The 25,714-nt window shown below is 43.4% G+C and carries 22 protein-coding genes and 1 pseudogene; 22 read left to right on the top strand and 1 reads right to left on the bottom strand.

The annotated features are described in order from the left end of the window. The 17 genes and pseudogenes from HPS54_RS08265 to HPS54_RS08185 all read left to right on the top strand — a co-directional run. Positions 1 to 123, top strand: a pseudogene (locus HPS54_RS08265) (IS5/IS1182 family transposase); the annotation flags it as partial. A 99-nt stretch (positions 124 to 222) separates the two neighbouring features. Then, complete coding sequence (locus tag HPS54_RS08260) at positions 223 to 666, top strand: T9SS type A sorting domain-containing protein (protein WP_172344966.1); 444 nt, start codon at positions 223 to 225, stop codon at positions 664 to 666. 12 nt (positions 667 to 678) lie between these two features. Further along, positions 679 to 7,071 (top strand): polymorphic toxin type 23 domain-containing protein, encoded by a 6,393-nt coding sequence (locus tag HPS54_RS08255; RefSeq protein ID WP_172344965.1) that lies wholly within the window; start codon positions 679 to 681, stop codon positions 7,069 to 7,071. Positions 7,072 to 7,082: 11 nt separating this feature from the next. Beyond that, a complete protein-coding gene (locus HPS54_RS08250; protein ID WP_172344964.1) occupies positions 7,083 to 7,745 on the top strand; it encodes a hypothetical protein in 663 nt (220 codons plus the stop codon). Between the two features lie 296 nt (positions 7,746 to 8,041). Beyond that, positions 8,042 to 8,353: a hypothetical protein gene (locus HPS54_RS08245; RefSeq protein WP_253951972.1), complete on the top strand. Its 312-nt coding sequence runs from the start codon at positions 8,042 to 8,044 to the stop codon at positions 8,351 to 8,353. Between the two features lie 172 nt (positions 8,354 to 8,525). Then, entirely contained in the window at positions 8,526 to 9,221 is a 696-nt protein-coding gene (locus tag HPS54_RS08240) for a hypothetical protein (protein WP_172344962.1), read from the top strand. A gap of 286 nt (positions 9,222 to 9,507) precedes the next feature. Continuing rightward, positions 9,508 to 10,206, top strand: coding sequence for a hypothetical protein (locus HPS54_RS08235; protein WP_172344961.1), 699 nt, complete (start codon positions 9,508 to 9,510; stop codon positions 10,204 to 10,206). 251 nt (positions 10,207 to 10,457) lie between these two features. Continuing rightward, the gene (locus HPS54_RS08230) at positions 10,458 to 10,808 is read left to right on the top strand and encodes an NADH-quinone oxidoreductase subunit A (RefSeq protein WP_172344960.1); all 351 of its coding nucleotides are present in this window, start codon (positions 10,458 to 10,460) and stop codon (positions 10,806 to 10,808) included. Beyond that, positions 10,799 to 11,413: an NADH-quinone oxidoreductase subunit B gene (locus HPS54_RS08225; protein ID WP_172344959.1), complete on the top strand. Its 615-nt coding sequence runs from the start codon at positions 10,799 to 10,801 to the stop codon at positions 11,411 to 11,413. The genes HPS54_RS08230 and HPS54_RS08225 overlap by 10 nt, the downstream gene beginning before the upstream one ends. A 14-nt stretch (positions 11,414 to 11,427) precedes the next feature. Further along, on the top strand, positions 11,428 to 12,987 hold the full coding sequence (locus HPS54_RS08220) for an NADH-quinone oxidoreductase subunit D (protein WP_172344958.1): 1,560 nt from the start codon (positions 11,428 to 11,430) through the stop codon (positions 12,985 to 12,987). Positions 12,988 to 13,052: 65 nt separating this feature from the next. After that, a complete protein-coding gene (gene nuoH, locus HPS54_RS08215; RefSeq protein ID WP_172344957.1) occupies positions 13,053 to 14,138 on the top strand; it encodes an NADH-quinone oxidoreductase subunit NuoH in 1,086 nt (361 codons plus the stop codon). 13 nt (positions 14,139 to 14,151) lie between these two features. Then, the gene (locus HPS54_RS08210) at positions 14,152 to 14,676 is read left to right on the top strand and encodes a NuoI/complex I 23 kDa subunit family protein (RefSeq protein WP_172344956.1); all 525 of its coding nucleotides are present in this window, start codon (positions 14,152 to 14,154) and stop codon (positions 14,674 to 14,676) included. Positions 14,677 to 14,692: 16 nt separating this feature from the next. Continuing rightward, the gene (locus HPS54_RS08205; protein WP_172344955.1) at positions 14,693 to 15,205 is read left to right on the top strand and encodes an NADH-quinone oxidoreductase subunit J family protein; all 513 of its coding nucleotides are present in this window, start codon (positions 14,693 to 14,695) and stop codon (positions 15,203 to 15,205) included. 7 nt (positions 15,206 to 15,212) lie between these two features. Then, on the top strand, positions 15,213 to 15,521 hold the full coding sequence (gene nuoK / locus HPS54_RS08200) for an NADH-quinone oxidoreductase subunit NuoK (protein ID WP_172344954.1): 309 nt from the start codon (positions 15,213 to 15,215) through the stop codon (positions 15,519 to 15,521). Between the two features lie 10 nt (positions 15,522 to 15,531). Beyond that, positions 15,532 to 17,490 carry an NADH-quinone oxidoreductase subunit L gene (gene nuoL, locus HPS54_RS08195; protein ID WP_172344953.1) on the top strand — a complete coding sequence of 653 codons (1,959 nt, stop codon included), beginning with the start codon at positions 15,532 to 15,534 and terminating at the stop codon, positions 17,488 to 17,490. Between the two features lie 7 nt (positions 17,491 to 17,497). After that, the gene (locus HPS54_RS08190) at positions 17,498 to 18,979 is read left to right on the top strand and encodes a complex I subunit 4 family protein (protein ID WP_172344952.1); all 1,482 of its coding nucleotides are present in this window, start codon (positions 17,498 to 17,500) and stop codon (positions 18,977 to 18,979) included. Between the two features lie 50 nt (positions 18,980 to 19,029). Further along, a complete protein-coding gene (locus tag HPS54_RS08185) occupies positions 19,030 to 20,469 on the top strand; it encodes an NADH-quinone oxidoreductase subunit N (protein ID WP_172344951.1) in 1,440 nt (479 codons plus the stop codon). Positions 20,470 to 21,744: 1,275 nt separating this feature from the next. On the opposite strand, the gene HPS54_RS08180 is transcribed toward HPS54_RS08185, so the two are convergent. Then, on the bottom strand, positions 21,745 to 21,957 hold the full coding sequence (locus HPS54_RS08180) for a hypothetical protein (protein ID WP_172344950.1): 213 nt from the start codon (positions 21,955 to 21,957) through the stop codon (positions 21,745 to 21,747). A gap of 28 nt (positions 21,958 to 21,985) precedes the next feature. Between HPS54_RS08180 and HPS54_RS08175 the strand changes: the two genes are divergently transcribed. From HPS54_RS08175 to tatC, 5 genes are all read left to right on the top strand, one after another. Next, a complete protein-coding gene (locus tag HPS54_RS08175; RefSeq protein WP_172344949.1) occupies positions 21,986 to 23,236 on the top strand; it encodes a radical SAM peptide maturase, CXXX-repeat target family in 1,251 nt (416 codons plus the stop codon). Positions 23,237 to 23,240: 4 nt separating this feature from the next. Beyond that, positions 23,241 to 24,209: a CXXX repeat peptide maturase gene (locus tag HPS54_RS08170; protein ID WP_172344948.1), complete on the top strand. Its 969-nt coding sequence runs from the start codon at positions 23,241 to 23,243 to the stop codon at positions 24,207 to 24,209. A gap of 16 nt (positions 24,210 to 24,225) precedes the next feature. Further along, the gene (locus tag HPS54_RS08165; RefSeq protein WP_172344947.1) at positions 24,226 to 24,501 is read left to right on the top strand and encodes a CXXX repeat peptide modification system protein; all 276 of its coding nucleotides are present in this window, start codon (positions 24,226 to 24,228) and stop codon (positions 24,499 to 24,501) included. Positions 24,502 to 24,632: 131 nt separating this feature from the next. Then, complete coding sequence (locus HPS54_RS08160) at positions 24,633 to 24,875, top strand: Sec-independent protein translocase subunit TatA/TatB (protein ID WP_172344946.1); 243 nt, start codon at positions 24,633 to 24,635, stop codon at positions 24,873 to 24,875. Then, a complete protein-coding gene (gene tatC, locus HPS54_RS08155) occupies positions 24,862 to 25,650 on the top strand; it encodes a twin-arginine translocase subunit TatC (protein WP_172344945.1) in 789 nt (262 codons plus the stop codon). Before HPS54_RS08160 ends, tatC begins: the two co-directional genes overlap by 14 nt. Positions 25,651 to 25,714 lie beyond the last annotated feature (64 nt).

Raw genomic sequence — 25,714 nt, 5'->3', positions numbered from 1 at the left:
GACAGTTTTAGATCCATACTCACGAGATTTGATACAACCGTATCCAGTTGGAAAGGATGGAATTATCTCGCATTTGCTGTGGTTTTTCTTAATAAAATTCACAAATCACAAAAGTTTAAATGAGTTCTATATTTGCATAAGATAAACTGCGCCTCAGCAATTTAAAACAAGTTTGATTGCGTTCGGCTTGCATTATCTTTGATACTCAAAAACACAATGACTATGAGAAATACAAAGAATATGGCATTTATAGTTTGCACCATGCTTTTGCTTGTTGTTATGACAAATGCTAATGCAATTGTCTTATGTGATGATGATAACACAAAAACTATAATATACGACTATGATGCTGCAGGTAACAGAATATCACGTGGAGGTGAAATTAATAATGCAAAGCAAAGAAGCCGGATTACAGGTGATGGGGAGGATATAGCGGAAATCATGCAAAAAGATGGGACTGATGCCCGTTATATCATTGGACTTAACCCGACCATAAAGCCGGCAGACTGTACTGTAAGTATATATGATCTGTCGGGGCAGTTCCTCGGCAGCAAGAGTTTTATAACGAACAGTACTGAGGTTGACATCTCCGAACTTCGTTCCGGATGCTATATAGTAAAAATTGCAGTAGGCAGTGCAACTTGTTCCTTTAAGATTATAAAATAAAAACAGCATGCCATGAAAAACAAATACCTGCAATTATTACACATACTGATAATATCTCTATTTCTTTGTACAACAGCAGTTGCTGCCAACAAGCAGCGCATACAATCGGATGATGACAGTGAAAGGCTGATATCGGAGAGTATCGACTATGATTTCGGATACACCAGACAGCCCGACAAATCAACATCAGAAACAAATCCTGTCATTGGTTCAAACGGTACGTTTAATGTATCACAGACCGGTGCGGCAACATATTCATATCCCATAGCCGTGCCACAGGGAATAAACGGGTTGCAACCGGCATTGTCTGTTGGGTATAACAGTCAGGGCGGTAACGGTCTTATAGGCTGGGGATGTAACATTAGCGGCTTGTCTGTCATTACGCGTGGTGTGAAGACCGTGTTCCATGACGGTGCGGTCGGCGGAATAACTCATACAGATAACGATGCCTATTATCTTGACGGGACGAGGCTTGTTCTTATATCCGGAGCAGCAGGATGTTCCGGTGCTGTGTATAGTCCGGAGCACTCACCGGCTGTCAAGGTTACGTTTCATGGCACAGGTGGTTCTGTATGGATAGACGTAAAAACAGGTAACGGACAGACATATACATACGGCAATACGGCGGATTCAAGACAGACTTACACGAACAAGCTTGGACACAATAGGATAAATGCTTGGTATATAAATAAGGTAGAGGATATAAACGGAAACTACATGACATATCACTATATGGCTGATAATGGCATGGTATATCCGGATGAGATACTTTATGGCAATAATGTAAACAGGGATACAGGGCTGCACAGCTTTGTTAAGTTTGCATACAGACAACGTTCTGATATACAGGAGTTTTTCATAGAGGACGTCAAGGCATCCTTAGCCCTATGCATTAAATCCATAGAGAGCGGGGCAGGTAACGATGTGTACCGGCATTATGATTTTGCATACACATCGGACAATCTGCCGGGAATGCCGTACTTACGTCTGCGCTCGATAACGGAGCAGACCGGTTCGGGCGAGAATCGTCCTCCGGTAAAGTTTGAATGGAACGGTTTGCCATTGTTTTCACAGAAGACGCTTACTCCTGATATAAACCTTAAGAAAAGCTCTACCGACTATTATGGGGCAGGTACGATTAAGACTGATATTGAGAATGAGATATTCCTTGCATGCGATATGACAGGTGACGGTCTTGCGGATATCGTGGAAATAGCTACGTCTACAGTCACAGAGACTTTTCCGGGAACGGTTACAAAAAGGTTGGACACGCCGCTATATGTGTATAAAGCAAGTAAGGACAATGGTGTACTGAGCTATAACCTCGCCGTAAAATATAGTCTGGGGGCATCCGGCAACATTCTTGGAATGGACTTTAACAAGCTTACTTCGTATCAGCTTGATTTTGACGGTGACGGTCTCGCTGATATCTGTGTGCCCGAAAATGTGGAGATAAGCGGTCACAGCGGCAGATATATCAAGTTCTCTCTTGTACGCGGTAAGGAGGTGTCGTCCGGAAGTTCCATGTACAAGTATTTCTATCATGAACTGAAAGGCAGCAACAAGAACCCGCTTTTCGTGTCTGCTGATGTCGACGGGAACGGTCGTTCCGAGATAATAGTGCTTGAAAAGAGCCTGTACAACGGAACTTATGTATGTGAGATATTGGGACATAAGGATGAAGACGGTATCAGCCGATATGAGTTTCGGATGAGACTTCCCGGTGCTCCTGAAAATATTTATGCTGGAGATTTCAACAACGACGGTCTGCATGATATCATTGTATTATATAGTGGCGGCTACAAAATATATTTCAACCGCGGCGGATTGCTTGAGGGCGGAAGCATATTTTCGGAAAATAGTATAAATGCAGGAAATACCATAGGACACGTGTCACGTATGTTTCAAGGTGATTTCAACGGTGACGGTCTGTCCGATTTCCTTATGAACAACAAGAATAACCGTAACTGGTATTTTGCATTTGGATGTGGTGACGGTAGCTTTAACAAGATTCTTGCATGTTCTTCAGAATTATATAAGCATGACAACGGCAAGGACGACGACAAAATGCAGTGCCTTGTTTTCGATTTCGATAACGACGGCAAGGATGATGTTGTGATGACAAATTATGTAGACGAAAGACAACCGGCACGCACCCATTGGATGCGATCCACCGGTTCGTCTCTTATAACTGTAAAGCAGGCGTTGTCGTTCAATGCAGATGATGCCCTTGCATCGAGGTTTGCCGTGGGGTGCTTTACAGGTAGCGGACGGGCGGAGCTTATGAATTACGGGTATGACTGTTATGGCGGCGGCAGCAACGGGACGGATCCGCAGATACATATATACCATAATGACAGATATACATCATCAAGCGGTAAGGTTACGTCTATAACGGATGAGACGGGACATACCGTTGACATCACATACGCGTCATTGGCAGGTGACGGTATCTATTCACGTGGCACCGGCGGTGACTACCCTGTGGCGGACTGCACATTGCCCTTGCATGTGGTGAAAAATGTAAAGACCGACAATGGGGCTGTTGGAAACGCGGATGCAACATATTATTACACAGGACTTAAACTGCATGTCGCCGGAAGAGGACTGCTCGGCATGTCTGCTGTCAGGGTGACAGACAACATTACCGGGAACAAGACAGAGACCGGAACAGAGGCATGGGATGCAGACTGTTTTGTACCGCAGAAGACATTTATAAGAAAGACCGCAGGAAGCTATATCGAGACGGCACGGACAACAAACACATATAAAAAATACGGAAACAAGACATTCGCTCTACAGGAAACCGTAACGGAAACAGTAGATCCTGACATGTTCTATTCAACTGTCACAAAGAAATACGATCCACAGACAGGAAGTCTTGTTTATGAAAGGGAGGAAGGAGACTGTACCGATGACTATCATGAGGTGGCATACAGCAATTTTGTTGATATATCAGGAATGAGGTTGCCTCAGACCGTCACATACGCTGACTGTCATATAGATGATGACCCGGTAGAAAGACAGACACACATAACATATAATGAGAAAGGACAGAAAATAACCGAATGTGTGAACTCAGAATCGAGCCTTCCTTTAATAACTGAATATTCATACGACATCTTTGGAAATATCACGTCATCCTCGACCTCCGGTAATGGAGTCGAAAGGTTAGAGAAAAGAAGAGTTTATGACATTTCCGGACGTTTTGTAATAAAGGAATATACCGTTCCGGCATCATCCGTAACCGGCTATACTCACGATATATGGGGGAACGTTCTTACGGAAACGGATATGACAAATCCTGCAAGTTCGCTTGTTACCACGTATACATACGACACATGGGGCAATGAATCGTTTGTAACGTCTCCCACCGGGGCAAGAGCCGGGATTATGCGTGGCTGGAACAGTGATACGTCAAAGAGATATTATGTATTGAGACAGGCTGAAGGCGAGCCTTGGGTAAAGACATGGTATGACAGTATGGGGCGCGAAGTACTCAAAGAGAGTGTCGGGATGAAAGACATAGACGTGAGAACCGAAACGGAATATGACAAATACGGGAATGTGTCAAAGGTTACCTCGCAGACAGGCGACATAAGTGTCACGAAGACCATGCAGTATGACCGGCGCGGACGCATCATAAGCGAGAAACGCAGCGATGCCGGCACTATAACCTATACGTACAGCGACAGGGATGTCACCATAAACGATAACGGACGTGAATATACAAAGGAGTACGGTGACTGGGGATTTACAAGGTCTGCAACAGATCCGTCGGGAGAAGTGTATTATATATACAATTCGTTTTTCAAACCGGTTGAGGTGGATGTACTTTCAGGTAATCTCATTGTGACGTTGGAATATGATGATTTAGGAAACCGTACAGCCATTAACGATCCTGATGCCGGACGCACGTCATATACCCATGATGCTCTCGGACGTGTGAGGACACAGACAGATGCACGCGGCAACAAGTCTTCGTACACATTCGACGTTCTCGGACGGCAGACAGTAATATCAGGCAACGATGCTGTTTTTGCCGAATACACTTACGGGGATACAGGAAATGAAGCACAGAAACTTATAAAGGAAAAGAGAGGAGACCTGTATACCGTGTATTCATACGACGCATACGGGCGTGTGTCCTTGAAGACAAGGCATGTAGGCACTGAAATCCTTACGTACAATTATATATATAACAGTTTGGGACAGGTGACACGCATTGTCTATCCCGGTGGGGTTACGGCTGACTATACTTACGACTGCTACGGTAACAATACAGCTATAGCGGTTGGCGGAAAGACGGTTTGGAGTATCGGAAATAATACGGGCAAGTCTTTTTCAGCCAATTTGGGAACAGCTCTCATGGAAAATATCCAATCAGATGAAAGTGGGAGAACCTTGTCACGGACTTTGAAGAGGAATAATAAGTATGATGATAATATATTTAGAACAACTTATTCGTATGACAATACCACAAGCAATCTTGTCAGTAAAAAAGTTGAAGCTGATTTTATACAGGCATATCCAAATGATTCATTAAAAATAGATACGGCAATAGTTGTCGGTCCAATAAAAGATTTAGATGGTTTGGGATATAAATCTGTCAGTCTTACCAGGGATAGCTTGCTGTATCCCGGGCAGAGACCCGACTGGGAATCAGAATTGATATTTCAAGGTTGGACGGAAACATATTCATACGACAGTTCTGACAGACTTACGCGAGTAAACAGAAACAATAAGATATTCCAGAATATGGAATATGATGCCAACGGCAATATTCTGTCCAAGACAAATGTAGGCACATACAGTTACCATAATGAAAAGGTTCATGCTCTGACCGGTATAGATGTTGCAGACAACAAATATGCTCCCGGCGGTCAGGAGGTCGTATATAACTTCTTCGGCAAGGCTGAGACTCTTAGTGAGTGGAGCGGCGATGAGTTTCGTGAGCTTGACTTAATATACGGTCCTGACATGGAACGCTGGAAAAGTGTGCTAAATATAGACGGTGAGGAGAAGCGCACGATAATATATTCCGATGATTATGAATGTGTCAGGGAGAATGATGTCATAAGACAGTTTTATTATCTTGGCGGCAATGTCGTTTATGTCAGACAGACAGGCAAGGAGGACATGATATGCTATGCCACGACGGATAATCAAGGCAGTATAATGTGTATAGTGGATGAAGCCGGGAAGAAAGTCTTTGAGGCGACATATGATGCCTGGGGCAAGCAATATGTCATAAGAAACAACATAGGCTTTATCCGCGGATATACAGACCATGAAATGCTGCCGGAGTTTGAACTCATAAACATGAACGGCAGAATTTATGACCCTGTTGTGGCACGTTTTCTCAGTCCGGACAATTATGTGCAGATGCCTGAAAACACCCAGAATTTTAACCGCTATTCGTATTGTCTCAATAATCCGCTTAAATATACGGATCCGTCTGGAGAATGGTTTGGTATAGATGATTTATTTATTGCCGGAATAAGTTTCGCAGCCGGTTATATTTCAAATTCTCTGTCAACAGGGCATTGGGGATGGGAGTCAATAAAAGCGGGAACAATTTCGGCTGTTTCTTCATGGATTGGTTTTAACACAGCCGGAATGGCTACAGGAGCGATTACAACTAATACATTAGAACAAGGGATGAATATAGGACTAAATACAGTCTTAAGTTCATTCTTACCACCTATAACGATACCATTTAGCAGTCATTTGGGATTATCTTTTTCGCCTCTTTGTGGATTTGGAACAGGCGGTCTGTCCTTTGGGGCAGGTTTAAGCATCGGATATACAAATGGTGATATTTCTATTCAAGCCGGAATGGGTATGGGAAATTATTATTCTGGGTGGAATGTTGGCGCATCGTATAAAGGATTTGGAGGTGGTTTTGGCATAACGTCTTATAAAAAAGGAACTTTCCAAGGTCTGAATATTGACGCACAAAAGGTTGCAAGCATAGGTGTAAGGGTCGGCAATGTCTCGTTTAACATTTCCAATGATTTATGGGGCGATCATGAAGACCGTTGGCGTACAAGTGCTGCAGAACTTTCAATCGGCAAGTTCTCTATAGGTACTTATGTTGATACTAATTGGGGTAAAGAGGAAAGTTTTGATCCTAAAGTAATAAAAGGTAAAGACAAGTTCTTAGGAACTGGTGATACATGGAATAATGGTAAGGTATATTCTGCGCCAATATGGGTTGGATATAGACTGAATAATATGTCTTATAAATTGGGAATCAGTCACCCGTATGTCCAAAGTCTTACACAAAACTTTGTTCATAAATATATAACTCCTACTCCGTATTTTCTTGATTATAGTTTATTTACACAAGGTTTATTCTCATATAGTGGAAATCTCAATCCCTTTACATTATGGAATTACTAAATTTTAGGATAATGAAAGAAACAATTGTTATTATAATTTTAATGTTGACCTTTAGTTCTTGTTGGCCGGGGTTTATTTTGTTTGATACAAAGAAAGAAGCGAAACAGGAAACCACTGTTAAATACTCTAATAATGACATGAATATAGAAAAACTCATAAATACCAATGGGTTTTATATAAAGAAAGACAACTTTCCTTTGATTCCGGAAAATGACAGTACTTTCAGATATTGTGTCATGTTTTTAACGGATGGAACAATGATTACATTTTATCTTGATAATAAAGGTGGTTATCATACAGAATGTGATATAAAAAATAATCTTTATAAATATATAAACACACGTAAAATCCGTATTTTTAATCGTGGTATATATAAGGTTGTTAATGATACGATATATGCGAACTCATTTTTTCTAAATCAATATTTTTGGTGTGTAGTGAAACATAAATATAAAATAGAAGGATATGAGCGATTAATGTTTTTAGATATTGTAAATGGCAAACAAAAATGTATTGATGAATATGTCTTCTTTCCAATAGAAGAACAAACAGAAATGCTTGATATGCGATATGTAAATAGACCTTTAAAGAGACATAAATGGCTTTGGGAGAGTGAAGGTGATTGGAATAAATGGAAAAAAGAAGAGAAAATAAGAAAAAGAAAGATGCGTTGAGATGTATGATTCATAATGTCTTTTTATATATATGTAATATCAGTGAATGCCTCATCTTGATTTCGACGTTATGATTTTCATAATCGGATATTAAGATTTTTCAGAAGGATATTAATTCTTTAATAATTATGAGTATAAATAAGGATAAAAGAAAACTATTAGGGTGTATCTTGATTATAATTTGTCTGTTACCGTCTTGTATACCAATAATTCATACACGGCATGATGAAAGATTCAAGAATTGCACAAACGATACACTGTTTATTGGAGCGTCAAACTATGATCACATTGATAGTGTGAAATTGCTTGTAAATCCAGAATACGCACCACTTCCCATTTACTACATCGATACTGTTGATATTTCTCTGTGGAAAGGAGAATTTGCCGGTTGTGATTCTTTTGTATATCCGGATTCAATGTGTAGTATAAATGCAGACTACTTGTTTACGAACAGTGATACCTGCTATTTCTTTTTAGTAAGGTGGAAAGACGCAAAGAGATGCTCATGGGATGAAATACGTTCACAAAAAATATTCCGTAAATGGATTGTTGTAAGAAATGCGGATGGCAAATTTGACAGGAATATTAAATACATGAATCCCAATTAATCATGATTGTTTTACAGAATCATCATTCACATCCCAATTTTATAGGAGAAAGGTGCGGTTTAAAAAACTCTGTGTGTTAATGTGTATATGGAATATATAGGAAAGTCTTATCTTAAGACTTATTATATCGTATCGTTATCCATATACAGGTGATTATAATAAAAATACAACTATGATAAAAAACTATATTACTTACAATTATCAGCTGAATAAGAAGCTAAAAGGTCTCGGGTTTAAAAGAAAGAATAAAAATTCTTTTATAAGAAAACACGAGGAGGCTATACAAAGCCTTTGTTGGGGACATTATACATCTTATGGTGAACCACATGTAAAATATTATTCAATAACGGCATATATTGATTTTCCTGTCGTAGACAAAAAAGTAAAGGATATTGGCGTAATTGTAGAAAGCATTGGGCAAGGCTTGGGATATTTTATGCCAGTTCCTGGTTATAAGGAATGGCGGCTGGCAGATGATGCAACAGAAACAGAAGTAGAAACTGTAATTAACGAAATAGTGACAATAACAGAATTATATGTCATTCCTTTCTTAAATAAGTATTCGCTATTAAAGAATCTTATCATTGGAATTGAAAATAATGAGTTAAAATTCTGTATGAATTTTAAATGTCTACTTCCCATTCTTTATTTGGTAAATGGACAACGCGATAAAGCTTGTTTGTATATGGAAGAAACATTGAATAAAATGAAAGCGATACACGCAGTAAGGATTAATGAGAATAAAAAACTTCAAGAATTATATGGAACAGATAATATTGGAATGAATATGAATAAGACATTTGAAAATTATAAAATGTATGTAGAGAAATTTAATGGATATTTACATGATAATATAAGTGAAGATTGATTTTTCCACATAAGACCGCAGGAGGAATTCCAAGTATGATATTATTCAGAGTCTTAATCAGAGAAGGAGATTTGATGCAATGAAAAACTTTAAAGAGAATAACTCATTTAAATATGGAGATGCAAAATTTGATTTTTATAGAAACAACTTTATGTTGAAAGAATTAATATTTATAGGAAAAGAAAAAGGATAGGTGTTTGCAAAAGAATGTGGATTTTTTCTCATTTATTATCTATCGAGCTTGATAGAGTTTTTTCTTTTATTTAAGGATCAAAATCTTTATATTATGAAACTATTAAGAAAACATATAATCAAAATATTATTATCGGTATTGACAATAGTATTATCCAGCAATTGTGTTGCTATCTTTTATTTAAATTCCAGAATATCTCATAAGAATAAGAAAGTTATAAAGTCTTGTTCTGATATAAAATGGACGGGAGTAGACACCGGTATTGAAAACAAAATGAGAATAGACGGCTTTTATGTTGATTCTGATAGGAAACATTGTCTTATCTTTTTTAAAGACGGTACTTGTGCAAAATGGATACCAGATGCAGATCTTAATGATATAAAAACGGATTTGTCTACTGAAATTTATAGGGATCTATATAAAAGGACTAAAGGGGAATGGAGCTATAATATAGGAGTGTACAAGGTTGAGAATGATTTGATTACTGCAAATTATTATTATTGGGACTTCCTCATGTTCTGCAACCTATGGCGTGACATGACAAAGATTGAATACAAAATAGAAGATGACAATACCATAAGTGCTATACGTATATTAAATTTTGATACGAATTCAAAACCTCCTAGAGTGTACAAAAATGATACAATAGTGAAATATAAATTCTATCATTCGGATATACTGCCGCAATCAAACAATAAAATGCAACAGAAGAAATGGATGTGGAATGATGTAGATATGTGGAAGAAATGGAAGAAAGAAGAGAAAAGAATAAGAAAAAGAAAGATTCGATGATGTCTGCTATGTTTGATTCATAATGTCTATATATAATGTATTATATGAGGGATGTCTAATCTTGGCTTCGATGTTATGATTGTCATGTGGACTTCACTTTTTAATGGCAATGATGTGGAAATACGTCGGCAATTGACAGGGAAATCAAAAAACAAAGAAACTTACAATGTTAATAATGTTTTATTTACAATAAAATGTGTACCTTTGCACTCGTTTTTAGAGAAGTCTAAATATCATCATACAATATATATATGTATTTTATCTTGTTAATTACCGTTTTGATTACGGCTATCGTATTGGTAGCGGCTGCTTATGTCATTGCTAAGCTTATAGGTCCGCGCTCATACAACAGGGTGAAAGGAGAGCCGTTCGAGTGTGGTATACCCACACACGGCTCGTCGTGGATACCTGTTCATGTGGGTTATTACCTTTTTGCGATTCTGTTTCTCATGTTTGATGTGGAAACCGTTTTCCTCTATCCATGGGCTGTAGTAGTTAAGGAATTTGGTGCAATGGCGCTTGCCAGCATCGGGTTCTTCTTGTTAGTACTGGTGTTTGGCCTGGCATACGCTTGGCGGAAAGGAGCATTGGAATGGAAATAAAGAAACCGGAAATCAAGAGTATTCCTTACGGAGAGTTTAAGGACAACGAGAGTCTTGAGGGCTTGGTGAAAGAACTGAACGATAATGGCGTAAACGTTATTACCGGTTCTTTGGATCAACTTGTGAACTGGGGACGCAGCAACTCGCTATGGTCTCTGACATTTGCAACGAGCTGTTGCGGTATCGAGTTCATGGCTGTGGGATGTGCACGTTACGACTTTGCACGTTTCGGTTTTGAGGTTTGCCGTAACTCACCCCGCCAGGCAGACCTCATAATGTGTGCCGGAACGATAACGCACAAGATGGCTCCTGTTTTCAAACGCCTTTATGACCAGATGGCAGAGCCTAAGTATGTGGTTGCCGTTGGCGGATGTGCCATTAGCGGTGGTCCGTTCAAGAGCAGCTATCATGTGGTGAAGGGTATCGGCGAGATTGTTCCCGTAGACGTTTACGTGCCGGGTTGCCCTCCGCGTCCGGAGGCAATACTCTATGGCATGATGCAGCTTCAGCGTAAGATAAAGGTCCAGAAGTTCTTCGGCGGTGCAAACCGTAAGGAAAAGAAACCAATAGTGGTTACGGATGTTCCGAAAGACTTTAATAAATAATAAGGAGGCGAAACATGAAATTAGAGCATAAAATATTTGATGTAAAAGATTTCGCCTCTGAAATGGCGAAGTTGAAGACAGAGAAGCATTTTGACTTTCTTGTTACCATAGTGGGAGAGGACTTCGGTGAAGAAGGGCTTGGATGTATCTATATATTGGAGAATACCGGTTCGCACGAACGTACTTCTGTCAAAGTCGTTGCCTCAGACCGCGACAAGGCATATATCCCTACCGTGAGCCATTTGTGGAAAGGTGCTGAAATACTCGAGCGCGAGGTTTATGACTTCTTCGGCATAATATTCCTCGGCAACAAGGACATGCGCCGTCTGTATCTGCGTTCTGACTTCAAGGGATACCCGTTCCGCAAGGACTTCAAGGCAGAAGAAGGCTATTCTTTGGAGGATGACAATGAACCGGACTACACAATGGAATACAGCCTTAAGCAGGACGGTACATTGCAGGCAACACAGCATAAGTTGTTTACAGACGATGACTATGTAATAAACATCGGTCCGCAGCACCCTGCCACACATGGTGTGCTCCGTCTGCAGACCATTCTCGACGGAGAAACCATACGCAAAATTTATCCTCACTGCGGATATATACACCGTGGTGTGGAGAAGATGTGTGAAGAGTATACATATCCGCAAACACTTGCGCTGACCGACCGTCTGGATTATCTCAGTGCGATGATGAACCGCCACGCGCTGTGCTCCGTTGTCGAGGAGGCTATGGGCGTGGAGCTTACAGACCGCATAAAGTACATACGTACGATAATGGACGAACTTCAGCGTCTTGACTCTCACTTGCTGTTCTACGGATGTTGTGCGCAAGACCTCGGTGCACTCACTGCATTTATCTTCGGTATGCGCGACCGCGAGGCTGTGCTCAACTGCATGGAGGAGACAACCGGCGGACGACTGATACAGAACTATTATAGAATAGGTGGATTGCAGGACGACATCGACGTGAACTTCGTGAAGAACGTCAAGAAGCTCTGCGAGTATATCAAGCCTATGTTCAAGGAATATGATGATGTGTTCACGGGCAACGTGATATTGCAGAACCGCTTCAAGGGAGTGGGCGTGCTGTCCAAGGAAAACGCCATATCATACGGATGTACCGGAGGTACGGGACGTGCCGCAGGCTGGCATAATGATGTGCGTAAGAATCATCCTTACGACATGTACGGCAATGTTGAGTTTGATGAGATTACATATACCGAGGGCGACTGCTTTGCACGTTATAAGGTGCGTCTTGACGAGATGCGTCAGAGTGTCCGCATAATAGAGCAGCTTATAGACAATATACCGGCGGGCGACTTCTACATAAAGCAGAAGCCTATAATCCGCGTGCCGGAAGGACAGTGGTATACAAGTTGTGAGGGCAGTCGTGGCGAGATAGGTGTATATCTGGACAGCCGTGGCGACAAGAGTCCTTATCGCTTGAAGTTCCGCCCGATGGGACTTCCGCTTGTTTCGGCTATGGACGAGATACTGCGCGGCGAGAAGATAGCCGACCTTATATCAGTAGGTGCGACTTTAGATTATGTAATTCCTGACATTGATAGATAAACGGTACACCGCCGCACGCTTCATCTTGTTGTCGTGCGGCGGGCAACCTTAAAACATGAAAATATATGTTTGATTTCAGTTTAATAACAACATGGTTTGACTCGTTGCTCCGTGATACACTCGGTCTCGGTGACTTCCTGTCAATTCTGATAGAGTGCGTGCTTGTAGGCGTAATAATACTTGCTGCTTACGCCATCATAGCAATCGTGCTTATATTTATGGAGCGTAAGGTGTGTGCCTATTTCCAGTGCCGCCTCGGTCCGATGCGTGTAGGCTTCTGGGGACTGTTGCAGGTTCCTGCCGATGTGTTGAAAATGCTTATCAAGGAGATATTCTTTGTAGACAAGGCGGACAAGCTGCTTTACATGATAGCTCCGTTCCTTGTTCTTATAGGTTCGGTGGGTGCTTTTGCATTCCTTCCATGGAACAAGGGGGCTGCCGTACTTGATTTCAATGTGGGCATATTCCTGCTTACGGCAATATCAAGCATTGGCGTTGTCGGAGTGTTCCTTGCAGGTTGGAGTTCGAACAATAAGTATAGCCTTGTATCCGCCATGCGTGGTGCGGTTCAGATGATTTCATACGAGATGTCATTGTGCCTGTGTCTTATTTCCGCTGTCGTGCTTACCGGCACCATGCAGCTGTCCGGAATAGTGGAGGCACAGGGCGATGCTTTCGGTTGGTTGATATTCAAGGGACATATACCTGCCATAATAGCATTGGTCGTGTTCCTCATTGCGGGTAATGCCGAGGCAAACCGTGGTCCGTTCGACCTTCCCGAGGCTGAGAGTGAGCTTACGGCAGGCTATCATACGGAGTATTCGGGTATGGGATTCGGATATTTCTACCTTGCCGAGTACCTCAACCTCTTTATTATAGCCGGCGTTGCAGCCACGGTGTTCCTCGGCGGATGGATGCCTTTGCACATAGGCGTAGCCCAAGTGGATACGGTTCTTGACTACATTCCCGGATTCTTCTGGTTCTGCGGCAAGACGTTCCTGCTTGTGTGGATATTGCTTTGGATAAAGTGGACATATCCGCGCCTGCGTATCGACCAGATACTGAAACTGGAGTGGAAATATCTCATGCCGCTGGCACTGCTCAATCTTGTACTCATGACAGTCGTTGCTGCATTGGGACTTCATTTTTAAATGATATTGGAAAATGGAAAATAATCAATCATATTTCGGAGGTATAAAGGATGCGGTCAAGTCGCTCCTTACCGGACTGGGCGTTACCTGGCGCGAGTATTTCACGCCGAAGGTGACAGAACAGTATCCTGAAAACCGTAAGACTGTGCTGCACGTTGCAAGCCGCCACCGCGGACGGCTCATAATGCCGCAGGATGCGGAGGGCAACAACAAGTGTATCGCATGTACGTTGTGTGAGAAGGCATGCCCCAACGGAACAATCACCATAAAGTCTGAAATGGTGGAAGTTGACGGAAAGAAGAAACGCAGACTGGTCGATTATCAGTATGATTTGGGCGAGTGCATGTTCTGTCAGCTTTGCGTCAACGTTTGTCCGCAGGATGCCATAAAGTTTGTCAATGAGTTCGAGAACTCTACTTTCAGCAGAGACTCTCTTGTTCTGCATTTGGACAAGGAGAAGTTCGAACCTGTCCTTCCCGGACTTACGGATGGCGGTGCTGAGATGGAAATCGGTAAATTCAATACAGGAACAAAATAAGGAGGATTTCATTAATATGGCTAATTTAATAGTATTTGCAATTCTTGCAGTTGTCATCCTTGGTTCGGCGGTGATGTGCGTCACTACGACAAGGATCATGCGTGCTGCCACTTTCCTGCTGTTTGTTCTTTTTGGCGTGGCAGGTCTCTACTTCCTGCTCGACTATACGTTCCTTGGGGCGGCTCAGATAAGCATATATGCCGGAGGTGTCACGATGATTTACATCTTTGCGATACAGCTTGTAAGCAAGCGTACTCTTCAGGGGCTTACAGAGCGTGTCAAGCCAGGACGTTTTGTTTCATATGCGCTTATAACGCTCATAGGTCTGGTTACGGTTATTGGCGTGTTCCTTAAGAACAAGTTTATTGACATGTCGGCACAGATGGCTGATGTCGAAGTGCCGATGAAAACAGTCGGAACGGCGCTCATGGGGTCGGAGAAATACCAGTATGTACTCCCGTTCGAGTTTATTTCGGTGTTCCTGCTGGCATGTATAATAGGTGGAATAGTAATTTCAAGAAAGGAGTAATATAAGTATGGTACCAGTAGAATGTTTCTTTGTGCTTTCCGCACTGTTGTTCTTTATCGGTGTATTTGGCTTTATAACGCGCCGTAATTTGATAGCCATGCTTATTTCCGTGGAGCTTATTCTCAACTCTGTAGACATAAACTTTGCTGCTTTCAACCGCATTCTTTTCCCAGGTCAGTTTGAAGGTTTCTTCTTCACACTGTTCAGTATTGGTGTAAGTGCGGCAGAATCGGCAGTGGCTATAGCTATTATTATAAATGTTTACCGCAATTACCACAGCGACCAGGTGAACAGTATTGAAAACATGAAAAATTAATTATTGGATTATGGATTATAGTTTTGTATTTTTGATACTTCTGCTGCCTGCTCTCACATTCGTGGTGTTGGGACTTGCCGGCATGAAGATGTCTCATAAGGTTGCAGGGCTTATCGGCACCACTTCGCTTGGTATCGTTACCGTGCTCTCTTATTATACGGCTTTCTGCTATTTCACGGCAGGGCGTGGTGCCGACGGCACCTTTGCCACTTTGGTGCCATACAACTTTACGTGGTTGCCATTGGGCGCGCTTAATTTCGACCTCGGTATATTGCTCGACCCGATATCGGTGATGATGCTCATCGTTATCTCTACGGTCAGCCTTATGGTGCATATCTATTCTTTTGGATACATGCACGGCGAGAAGGGATTTCAGCGTTATTATGCTTTCCTCAGTTTGTTTACGATGTCGATGCTCGGACTTGTTGTTGCTACAAACATCTTCCAGATGTATCTATTCTGGGAGCTTGTAGGTGTAAGTTCATACCTCCTCATCGGCTTCTACTATCCTCTGCATGCAGCGGTTGCAGCCTCTAAGAAGGCATTTATCGTGACGCGCTTTGCCGATATGTTCTTCCTCATCGGTATATTGCTGTTCGGTTATTATACTAACTCGTTCAGTTTCTCGTTCGCGGGAGACATCGTTATGGGTAACGGCGCTGCGCCTTTCATCCCGGTTGATGTTGTCAAGGCTGTTGCAGCTGGTGGTTTCATCATACCTACAGCCCTTGTGCTGATGTTTATCGGCGGTGCAGGTAAGAGTGCCATGTTCCCGTTGCATATATGGTTGCCCGATGCCATGGAAGGTCCTACACCTGTCAGTGCCCTCATACATGCCGCAACCATGGTTGTTGCCGGTGTGTTCCAGATAGCACGTATGTTCCCGTTGTGGATTGAGTATGCTCCGGAGCAGATGAGCATTGTGGTATATGTAGGCGTGTTCACGGCATTCTATGCAGCGGCCGTTGCTTGTGCGCAGAGCGACATCAAGCGTGTGCTTGCATTCTCGACAATATCACAGATAGCATTCATGATGGTGGCTTTGGGTGTTTGCCTGCCCGGTCATGAGGCTGTGCTCGACAATCATGCGCAACTTGGCTATATGGCTTCTATGTTCCACCTGTTCACACATGCCATGTTCAAGGCATGTCTGTTCCTTGGTGCCGGATGTATAATCCATGCCGTACACTCTAATGAGATGTCGGCGATGGGAGGGTTGCGCAAGTACATGCCTGTTACACACATCACGTTCCTTATCTCATGTCTTGCAATATCGGGAATTCCTCCTTTCTCAGGATTTTTCTCAAAAGACGAGATTATAACGGCATGCTTTGCATACAGTCCTGTTGTGGGATGGATTATGACAGGCATTGCTGCGATGACGGCTTTCTATATGTTCCGTCTGTATTACGGTATATTCTGGGGCACGGAAAACAAGGAACTGCATGCACACCATACACCGCATGAAGCACCCCTCACAATGACCGTTCCGCTTATAATCCTTTCTGTGATAACCATTACATGCGGTTGGGCTGTGAATTTCGGCTCATTTGTAAGTGCAAGCGGACAGGATTATCAGATACACCTCGATACACAGGTTGCCGTTACATCATGCGTAATAGCAGTTATCAGCATAGCTCTTGCCACATATATATATAAAGGTGAGAAACAGCCTGTTGCCGACATGCTTTACCGCCGTTTCCCGAAACTTCACCGTGCGGCTTACAAGCGCTTCTATATGGACGAGGTCTATATGTTTGTTACACATAAAATCATATTCCGCCTTGTTTCAACTCCTATCGCATGGTTCGACCGTCATGTGGTTGACGGAACGTTTGACTTCCTTGCATGGGGCGCAAACGAAGGTGGCGAGAGCATGCGCGGGTGGCAGAGCGGCGACGTTCGTCATTATGCGGTATGGTTCCTGTCAGGAGCAGTGGCATTAACATTAGTATTACTTTGCATATAATAATAAGATGAGTATATTAAGTTTATTCGTTGTAATTCCCGTACTGATGTTGCTCGGCTTGTGGTTGTCGCGCAACCTTAATCAGGTACGTGGCGTGATGGTGGCAGGTTCCACATGTCTGCTCCTGCTGTCAGTCTGGCTTACAGTCACATTTGTACAGATGCGTGGCGCAGGCAACACCGATGCCATGTTGTTTACATATTCAGTTCCATGGTTTAAGCCGCTTAACATAGCCTATTCTGTGGGAGTAGACGGTATATCTGTCGTGATGCTGCTTCTTTCAAGCATCATCGTTTTTACCGGAACTTTTGCTTCATGGCAGTTGAAGCCTATGACAAAAGAGTATTTCCTCTGGTTCACATTGCTTAGCACCGGAGTTTATGGTTTCTTCATAAGCATCGACCTCTTCACTATGTTCGTGTTTTATGAGGTTGCGCTTATCCCGATGTACCTGCTTATAGGTGTATGGGGCAGCGGCAACAAGGAATATGCCGCCATGAAGCTTACATTGATGTTGATGGGAGGCTCGGCTCTTCTTATCCTCGGTATCCTCGGCATCTATTTCTTCAGCGGTGCAGACACCATGAATGTGCTGGAGATTGCAGCAAAACACAATATTCCGGTTGAAGTGCAGAAAGTTTTCTTCCCGTTTATCTTTATCGGCTTCGGTGTTCTTGGCGCGCTTTTCCCGTTCCATACTTGGAGTCCCGACGGTCATGCTTCGGCACCTACTGCCGTGTCAATGCTTCATGCCGGTGTGCTTATGAAGCTTGGAGGCTACGGATGTTTCCGTGTTGCAATGTTCCTGCTGCCCGAGGCTGCCCGTGAACTCAGCTGGATATTCCTTATACTTACCACGATATCCGTTGTATATGGTGCCCTTTCGGCATGTGTGCAGACCGACTTGAAGTATATCAACGCCTATTCGTCTGTGTCGCACTGCGGACTGGTGCTCTTTGCCTTGCTCATGATGACACGCACGGCATGTACCGGTGCCATACTGCAGATGCTTTCGCACGGACTTATGACAGCTCTCTTCTTTGCCTTGATAGGTATGATTTACGGTCGTACGCACACTCGTGACATACGCAAGCTGGGCGGTTTGATGAAGATTATGCCTTTCTTGAGTGTAGGCTATGTCATAGCCGGTCTTGCAAACCTTGGTCTGCCGGGCTTCTCGGGCTTCATTGCAGAGATGACAATCTTTGTCGGTTCGTTTGAGAATGCCGACACATTCCACCGCACGGCAACAATCATTGCATGTACAAGTATAGTTGTTACGGCAGTTTACATTCTGCGTGTTGTGGGCAAGATACTTTTCCAGAAGGTTGCCGACCCGCATTATGAAACACTTACCGATGCCACATGGGATGAGCGTTTCTCTGTTTGCTGCCTCATCTTCAGCGTTGCTGGCTTTGGACTTGCGCCGCTGTGGGCAAGCAATGTCATCGGTGATGCTGTCGGACCGATACTCCAGAACATCCTGTAACGGTTAATGAGTTAAATACAGACTGCATAATATAATTTAATTTTTCAACAATGAATTACAGTCAATTCCTAAATATGATTCCCGAGGCCACGCTTATGGCTGTCCTTGTTATCGTTTTTGTAGCCGACTTTGTTTCGGCAGGCAGGAAAGAACGCAGGTGGTTCAATCCGCTTGTATGCCTCCTCATGCTCGCACAGGTGCTTGTAAGCTTTGTGCAGACCGATGCAGTGTCGGCATTTGGCGGAATGTATGTTACATCGCCTTCTGCCAACGTCATGAAGACAATCCTTGCTGCCGGCACTCTTATTGTATTGATACAGAGCCGCAACTGGCTCAGCCGTCCTGATACAAGCTTCAAGGAGGGAGAGTTTTATGAGCTGGTGGTTTCTACACTGCTTGGTATGAACATGATGATGTCTGCCGGACACTTCCTGCTATTCTTCATAGGTCTGGAAATGGCATCGGTGCCGATGGCATGCCTTGTGGCACTCGACAAATACCGTCATCATTCGGCAGAGGCTGCTGCCAAGTTCATCCTTACTGCCACGTTCTCGAGCGGCGTGATGCTTTATGGCATATCGTTCCTTTACGGTTCGGTGGGCACGCTCTATTTTGACGATGTTGCCAAACTGCTTGCAGCAGGAACCGGCAACCTTACGATGTGCATCATGGGCATGGTGTTCTTCTTCAGCGGGTTGGGCTTCAAGATTTCGCTTGTGCCTTTCCACTTCTGGACAGCAGACACCTATCAGGGAGCACCTACAACCGTAACCGGTTATCTTAGCGTAATATCCAAGGGAGCAGCGGCATTTACCCTTATGGCAATACTTATGAAGGTCTTTGCGCCGCTAACAGAATACTGGACAAATATGCTTTACATAGTAATAGTGCTCAGTATCACCATTGCCAACCTCTTTGCCATCCGTCAGAGTGAGTTGAAGCGCTTCATGGCTTTCAGCTCCATATCACAGGCAGGATATATAATGCTGGCGGTTATCGGCAACAGTGCGGCCGGAGTGACAGCACTGTCATATTACGTGCTTGTATATGTTGTGGCAAACATGGCAGTATTCTCGGTAATCAGCGTGGTTGAGGAGAACAACGGCGGTGTTACGGACATGGATGCCTATAACGGTTTCTACAGGACAAACCCCAAGCTGGCGTTCCTTATGACGCTTGCCCTCTTCTCTCTTGCCGGTATACCTCCGTTCGCAGGAATGTTCAGCAAGTTCTTCATCTTCATGGCAGCGGCACAGCAAGGGTCTGCGGCAGCATACGCAGTGGTGTTCATAGCACTTATAAATACGGTGATAAGCCTTTATTACTATCTGCTCATCGTCAAGGCGATGTACATAAAAGACAGCGACAAGGCTCTCCCCACGTTCAAGAGCGACTGCAACACAAAGCTGGCACTGGCAATATGTACGGCTGGCATCGCCCTCTTTGGCGTATGCAGCTGTGTTTACGACTGGATTGCCATGGCTTCATAAAGAGCCGTTTAAAATAATAATATACGTTGCATCCCGCAGGCAGAGACATCTGTTTTGCGGGATGTTTGTTTATCTAAAAGTGTAACTTATTACAGCATTTTACTTTCTTTTTAATATTATATGACTCTCTGAGAAAGCGAGAAATAAAAATTTAGGCTTCTTGGAGGGTAAAAACGGCATGTATGAGTGTGCAACTTTAATATACTGTATATAAGATATTTATGATTTATATATATCGTTTTGTGCAGTATGTTACACATATAAAGCACCCGAAAATAGCGTTATTCTACCTAAAATACGCCACTTCTCACTATAAGATGCGGCATATAGGAGCGTAAAAAGCCATAGAAAGGAGTGTAAAGTGCCGTGTTTTGTGATGCAAAGTGGCATGTCTTACACCTTAAGTCATGTCTTTTTGCTGAAGCATAGCCCTGCTTTCACATCCGTTAACACGTAGAATACTCTTTTTCCGTGAGTCTTTTTAGTTTTCAAAAAGTCATGATTATCTCTGAAAATGTTACATTTTGATTTTATAATGTGGCAATATATCATTGCTGCAAAGAAGTTTTGTCAAATTATTATTTCTTTTTAATGTATTTATAAAATAATTCATTATTTTTGCATCGATTTCCGAAGTCTCATGCTTCGTAAGGCATGGCGGACGTGTCCGCAAAAGTCTTTCATAAAAGTTTGAGTTCTTTCTCACGCCGGGCTTATGGACGTCTTATCGTACATACAGCGGCAAATGGGTGGGGCGGGAGTCACTATATATAGAAGGCGTTTGCTAAGCGCTTTGTTCTTGACACTCTGAAATTCTCGCAAAATTTCAATCTTAGTCGGAACATGGCAACGGTAGATGCTCATGGGATGTTTTTATAGGCATCCTTATATTCGTATGTCATTCCTTTATTATATCCGTATAATAAAGAGCTTGATGTTTGGAGTGTAAGGATAATTATATAAACTCATCGGCGTGGGTTTCGCGTTGCTCGTTCAACTAAGATGGGCAATGCGAGAAGCCTCAGAGTGTGGGACGGGCAACAGGCACGGATCTCCACGCTTTTTTGTATAGTTCATCAATAAATCTTTTATTCACACCGAAGCTTGGAGGTCGATAGGTATCTATTCTAATTCTTATGAGAGGGAAGAAAGAAAGGGAGGAACTTCAGTCCAGGAGAGAGTTCTTCAAAAAAGCAGCCAAAGGCGCATTGCCCATTCTTGGCGCTATCGTTCTGGCTGGTACGCCTGCTATTATGAAGGCTGCGGAAGAATCCCCTATGGGATGCCGTTATGGTTGCAGCGCAAGTTGCCTCGGGAATTGTAGAGGTTCATGTTACACAACTTGCAATGCTTCTTGTCAGGGATCATGTCGTGGAACCTGTCTGAATCATTGCAGCGGAACCTGTACAGGAACATGTGCGTATGGCTGTGGTCATAGTTCCCGTTAAACAAACTGGATTCGGGATAAGGCTTGATAACCGCTGTCATGCCTTATTCCATCTGTTAATTTACTTTTATGAAAAACTTAAAAACGAAGTCTTCTGAATGGAGGGGAGAACTTGCGAAGAGCATCACATTCATCGTGACAAAGGACTGCCAGCTTGCCTGCAAATATTGCTATCTCGTGGGCAAAAACACAAAAGAGCGCATGTCATGGGAAGTGGCAAAGCAGGCTATAGACTACATTCTGGGACATGAGGACGATTTTAAGGAAGAAAGTGTCATTTGGGACTTCATCGGCGGCGAGCCGTTCCTTGAGATTGACCTGATAGACAGGATATGCGACTATCTGAAAACGGAGATGTTCAAGAGAAACCATCACTGGTTTAACTCCTACCGCTTTTCTTTCTCTACGAATGGTATTAACTATCATACGGAAAAGGTGCAAAACTTTATAAAGAAGAACCGCGAACATCTGTCCATCGGCATCACCATCGACGGTACACGCCGCAAGCACGACATGAACCGTATTTGGAAAACACCGGAAATGGAACAGGGTATTATGCCGAAGCCAAAAGATGAGCGCGGCTCATACGACGACGTCGTGAAGAACATCCCCCTGTGGCTTGAACAGTTTCCCAGTGCCGGGACAAAGGTTACGATAAGCAGTGCCGACCTCCCGTATATATGCGAGAGCGTACTGCACCTATACTCCCTCGGCATCCATGAGGTAAATATCAACTGCGTGTTCGAGAACGTGTGGAAGGACGGTGACGACGCGTTGCTTGAGGAGCAGCTTATGCAGCTGGCTGACGCAATCATTGACGGCGGATATTACAAGGACTACGCCTGCTCTTTCTTTTCTGAGAGCATAGGCAAGCCCATGGACAAGGTGTTGGAGAATAACAACTGGTGTGGAGCCGGACGTATGTTGGCTGTAGATGCTAATGGTATTTTCTATCCCTGTACTCGTTTCGCGCAGTATTCTCTGCGTGACAAGCAGGCATGGGTGATAGGCAACGTGCATGACGGCATAGACAAGAACAGGCTGCGTCCGTTCCTCACGCTCGACCGCTGCACGCAGTCTCCGCAGGAGTGCATAGACTGCGAGGTGGCAAGCGGCTGTGCGTGGTGTCAAGGTGAGAACTACGATGCCGCCTATACGAATACCATATTCCAAAGGAGCACAGCTATCTGCAAGATGCACAAAGCCCGTGTGCGTGCCAACAACTACTACTGGAACAAACTGTTCCGCAAACTGGAGCTTGAAGGCGAGCGTGAGGAGTATGAGAGAAACAAGCCTAAGTCTAATGAAATAACCTGCTGAAGTCATGCTGCAATACCTTATTATATTATTGGACGATACTTCCGTTTCGTTCTGTCACTATGACAATGTCAAAAAAGAACGCCGCCTTATAGGTCTTGACGACATGAAGACCGGTATCCTTTTCGCCATGAAAGAGAACCTGAACATCCAGTTTGTCTATCCGGATTATGGATTGCCGCAGGAGTATAATGACCTAATAGAGACAATAGACCACACGAAGATAATGCCCGCCGGAAACGGCACAGGTGCTGATGTATTTGTTGTGGAAGGATGCCATACGCTGAAGGATATGGACTTTGTCAAAGATTGTGTCTATGTGGTACGCACGGACAGGACAGAGTTGTTTAAGGAACACGAAGTAATATCAGCCGCATTGGAGAAAACAGCAAGATTGAATGTCGTGATAACGGACATGGAAAAGTTCACGGAAGATGATTTCGTGGCATACAGTTCCGTACTTGCCTCGCTGTCAAAAGAGTTGGAAAGGTTATATGCTGGCGGCAAGTCTCCGCAGCTGAACATTCTTACAGACCGTATGATGCTTGACAAGATGAACAATTGCTGTGCGGGCGATGCAAATATTACGCTTGCACCCGACGGGAAGTTCTATATATGTCCCGCGTTCTATCTCGCCGGTGATGATGAAGACTATGGCTTAGGCAAGGTAAAGTTCAGCATCGGTGACTTGCAGACAGGGCTTGACATCAAGAATCCGCAATTATACAGGTTGGATTATGCACCCCTTTGCCGTAATTGCGATGCCTGCCAATGCAAGCGTTGTGTATGGTTGAACCGCAAGACTACATACGAGTTGAACACTCCAAGCCATGAGCAGTGTGTGGTGGCTCATCTTGAACGTAATGCAAGCCGTGAATTGCTGGCTGCTATTCGGAAACACGGTGCGTTCCTGCCACAACAGGAGATAAAGGAAATTGATTACTTGGATCCCTTTGATAAAAAGGATGAATGGTGAATAAATACATGACATTATGGAAAAAAAACTTATAGGACAGGTGACTGTCGAGGAAAAGAACGAAATCCAGACGCTGTTTGAGCGTCGCAACGGACTGAACGAGCTTGCAAAGATTCTCACGGCGGACAATAGCGAGCTGTATGAGAAATTGGTTAAAGACCTTGGAGAAACAGGTACTAAGTTCCAGTCGTGGTGGGACCGCATGGCTGAGAAGTATCAGTGGGAAAGCACCGAAAGTGGTAGTTGGGAGATAAACTTTGACACGTGTGAGATATATTTAGTTACGAATTAAGAATAAGGATATAAAGTAGTAAGGAGTAAAGGGAGGAAGGAGTTAAAGGAGTAAAGGTAGAATAGCATTTCTACTTACCTCCTTACTCCTTTGCCTCCTTACTCCCAAAAAATACTACAAAAAAGACGATTATGATTTACCAGTTATTATTCATAGGAACGACCGAACTGTTACTCATAGGTGGCATGGCACTGCTGCTTTTCGGCGGCAAGAAACTGCCAGAGATGATGCGCGGACTCGGCCAGGGCGTAAAGGAATTTAAGAAAGGTATGGAAAGTCCTTCGGATTTTACCAAAGATGAAAGTCGTGAAGATGGCGTGGAAAAGCCAAAGGCTGACAATATAAACGAACGGGAAACTGATGGCAAAGAATAATGAAGAGACAGGCGGGCTGCTCACTTTCGGCGGGCATCTGGAAGTTCTTCGCCTCATGCTCTTTCGCATACTCAGTGTGACAGGAGTGGCAGCCGCCGTTGTGTTCTGCATGAAAGACACGGTATGGCGGTTGCTCCTTGCTCCAAGCGAATGGAAATTCGTAACTTACAGGCTGATAGAACGTACAGCGCACGCCGCCGGGTTTTCGGAATTTCACTTCAATGAATATCATGTAGACTTGATAGCCACCAATCTTTCCAGCCAGTTTATGACACATGTCACCACGTCGGTATACCTCGGTCTGCTTTGCGCGTCACCTTATATATTATATGAGATGTTCCGTTTCATATCGCCTGCACTTTATGAAAACGAACGCAGATACTCCGTGTATACCTTGTTCGTTGTATATGCCCTGTTCATCCTCGGCATACTGATGAGTTATTACGTACTCTTTCCTATATCGTTTCGTTTTCTTGGAACATATAGCGTTGCCGAAAAGGTGCACAGCACGATAACGCTCGACAGCTACATTTCCACGTTTACCACGCTGATATTGCTTATGGGCGTGGTGTTCCAGCTGCCCGTAATAGCTTATGCGCTCGGAAAAATGGGCTTGATAACATCAAGGATGCTCTCACGCTATCGCAAGCACGCATTCATGGTTATCATGGTCGTGGCTGCAGCCATAACACCTCCGGACCTTATGACGCTGGTACTCGTGACAATACCATTATATCTGCTGTATGAGGTAAGTATAATGGTTGTAAGATCATAATGGCTGTCTCAATGAACTTACAACAAATATGTTATAAAACCTGAACATTTTATATTCTAAGTTT

The sequence above is a fragment of the Xylanibacter caecicola genome (assembly GCF_013166515.1).
GTDB classification, from domain to species: Bacteria; Bacteroidota; Bacteroidia; order Bacteroidales; family Bacteroidaceae; genus Prevotella; species Prevotella caecicola.
Note: the sequence above shows the minus strand (reverse complement) of the source record. Positions and strands in the feature narration are given on the sequence as shown.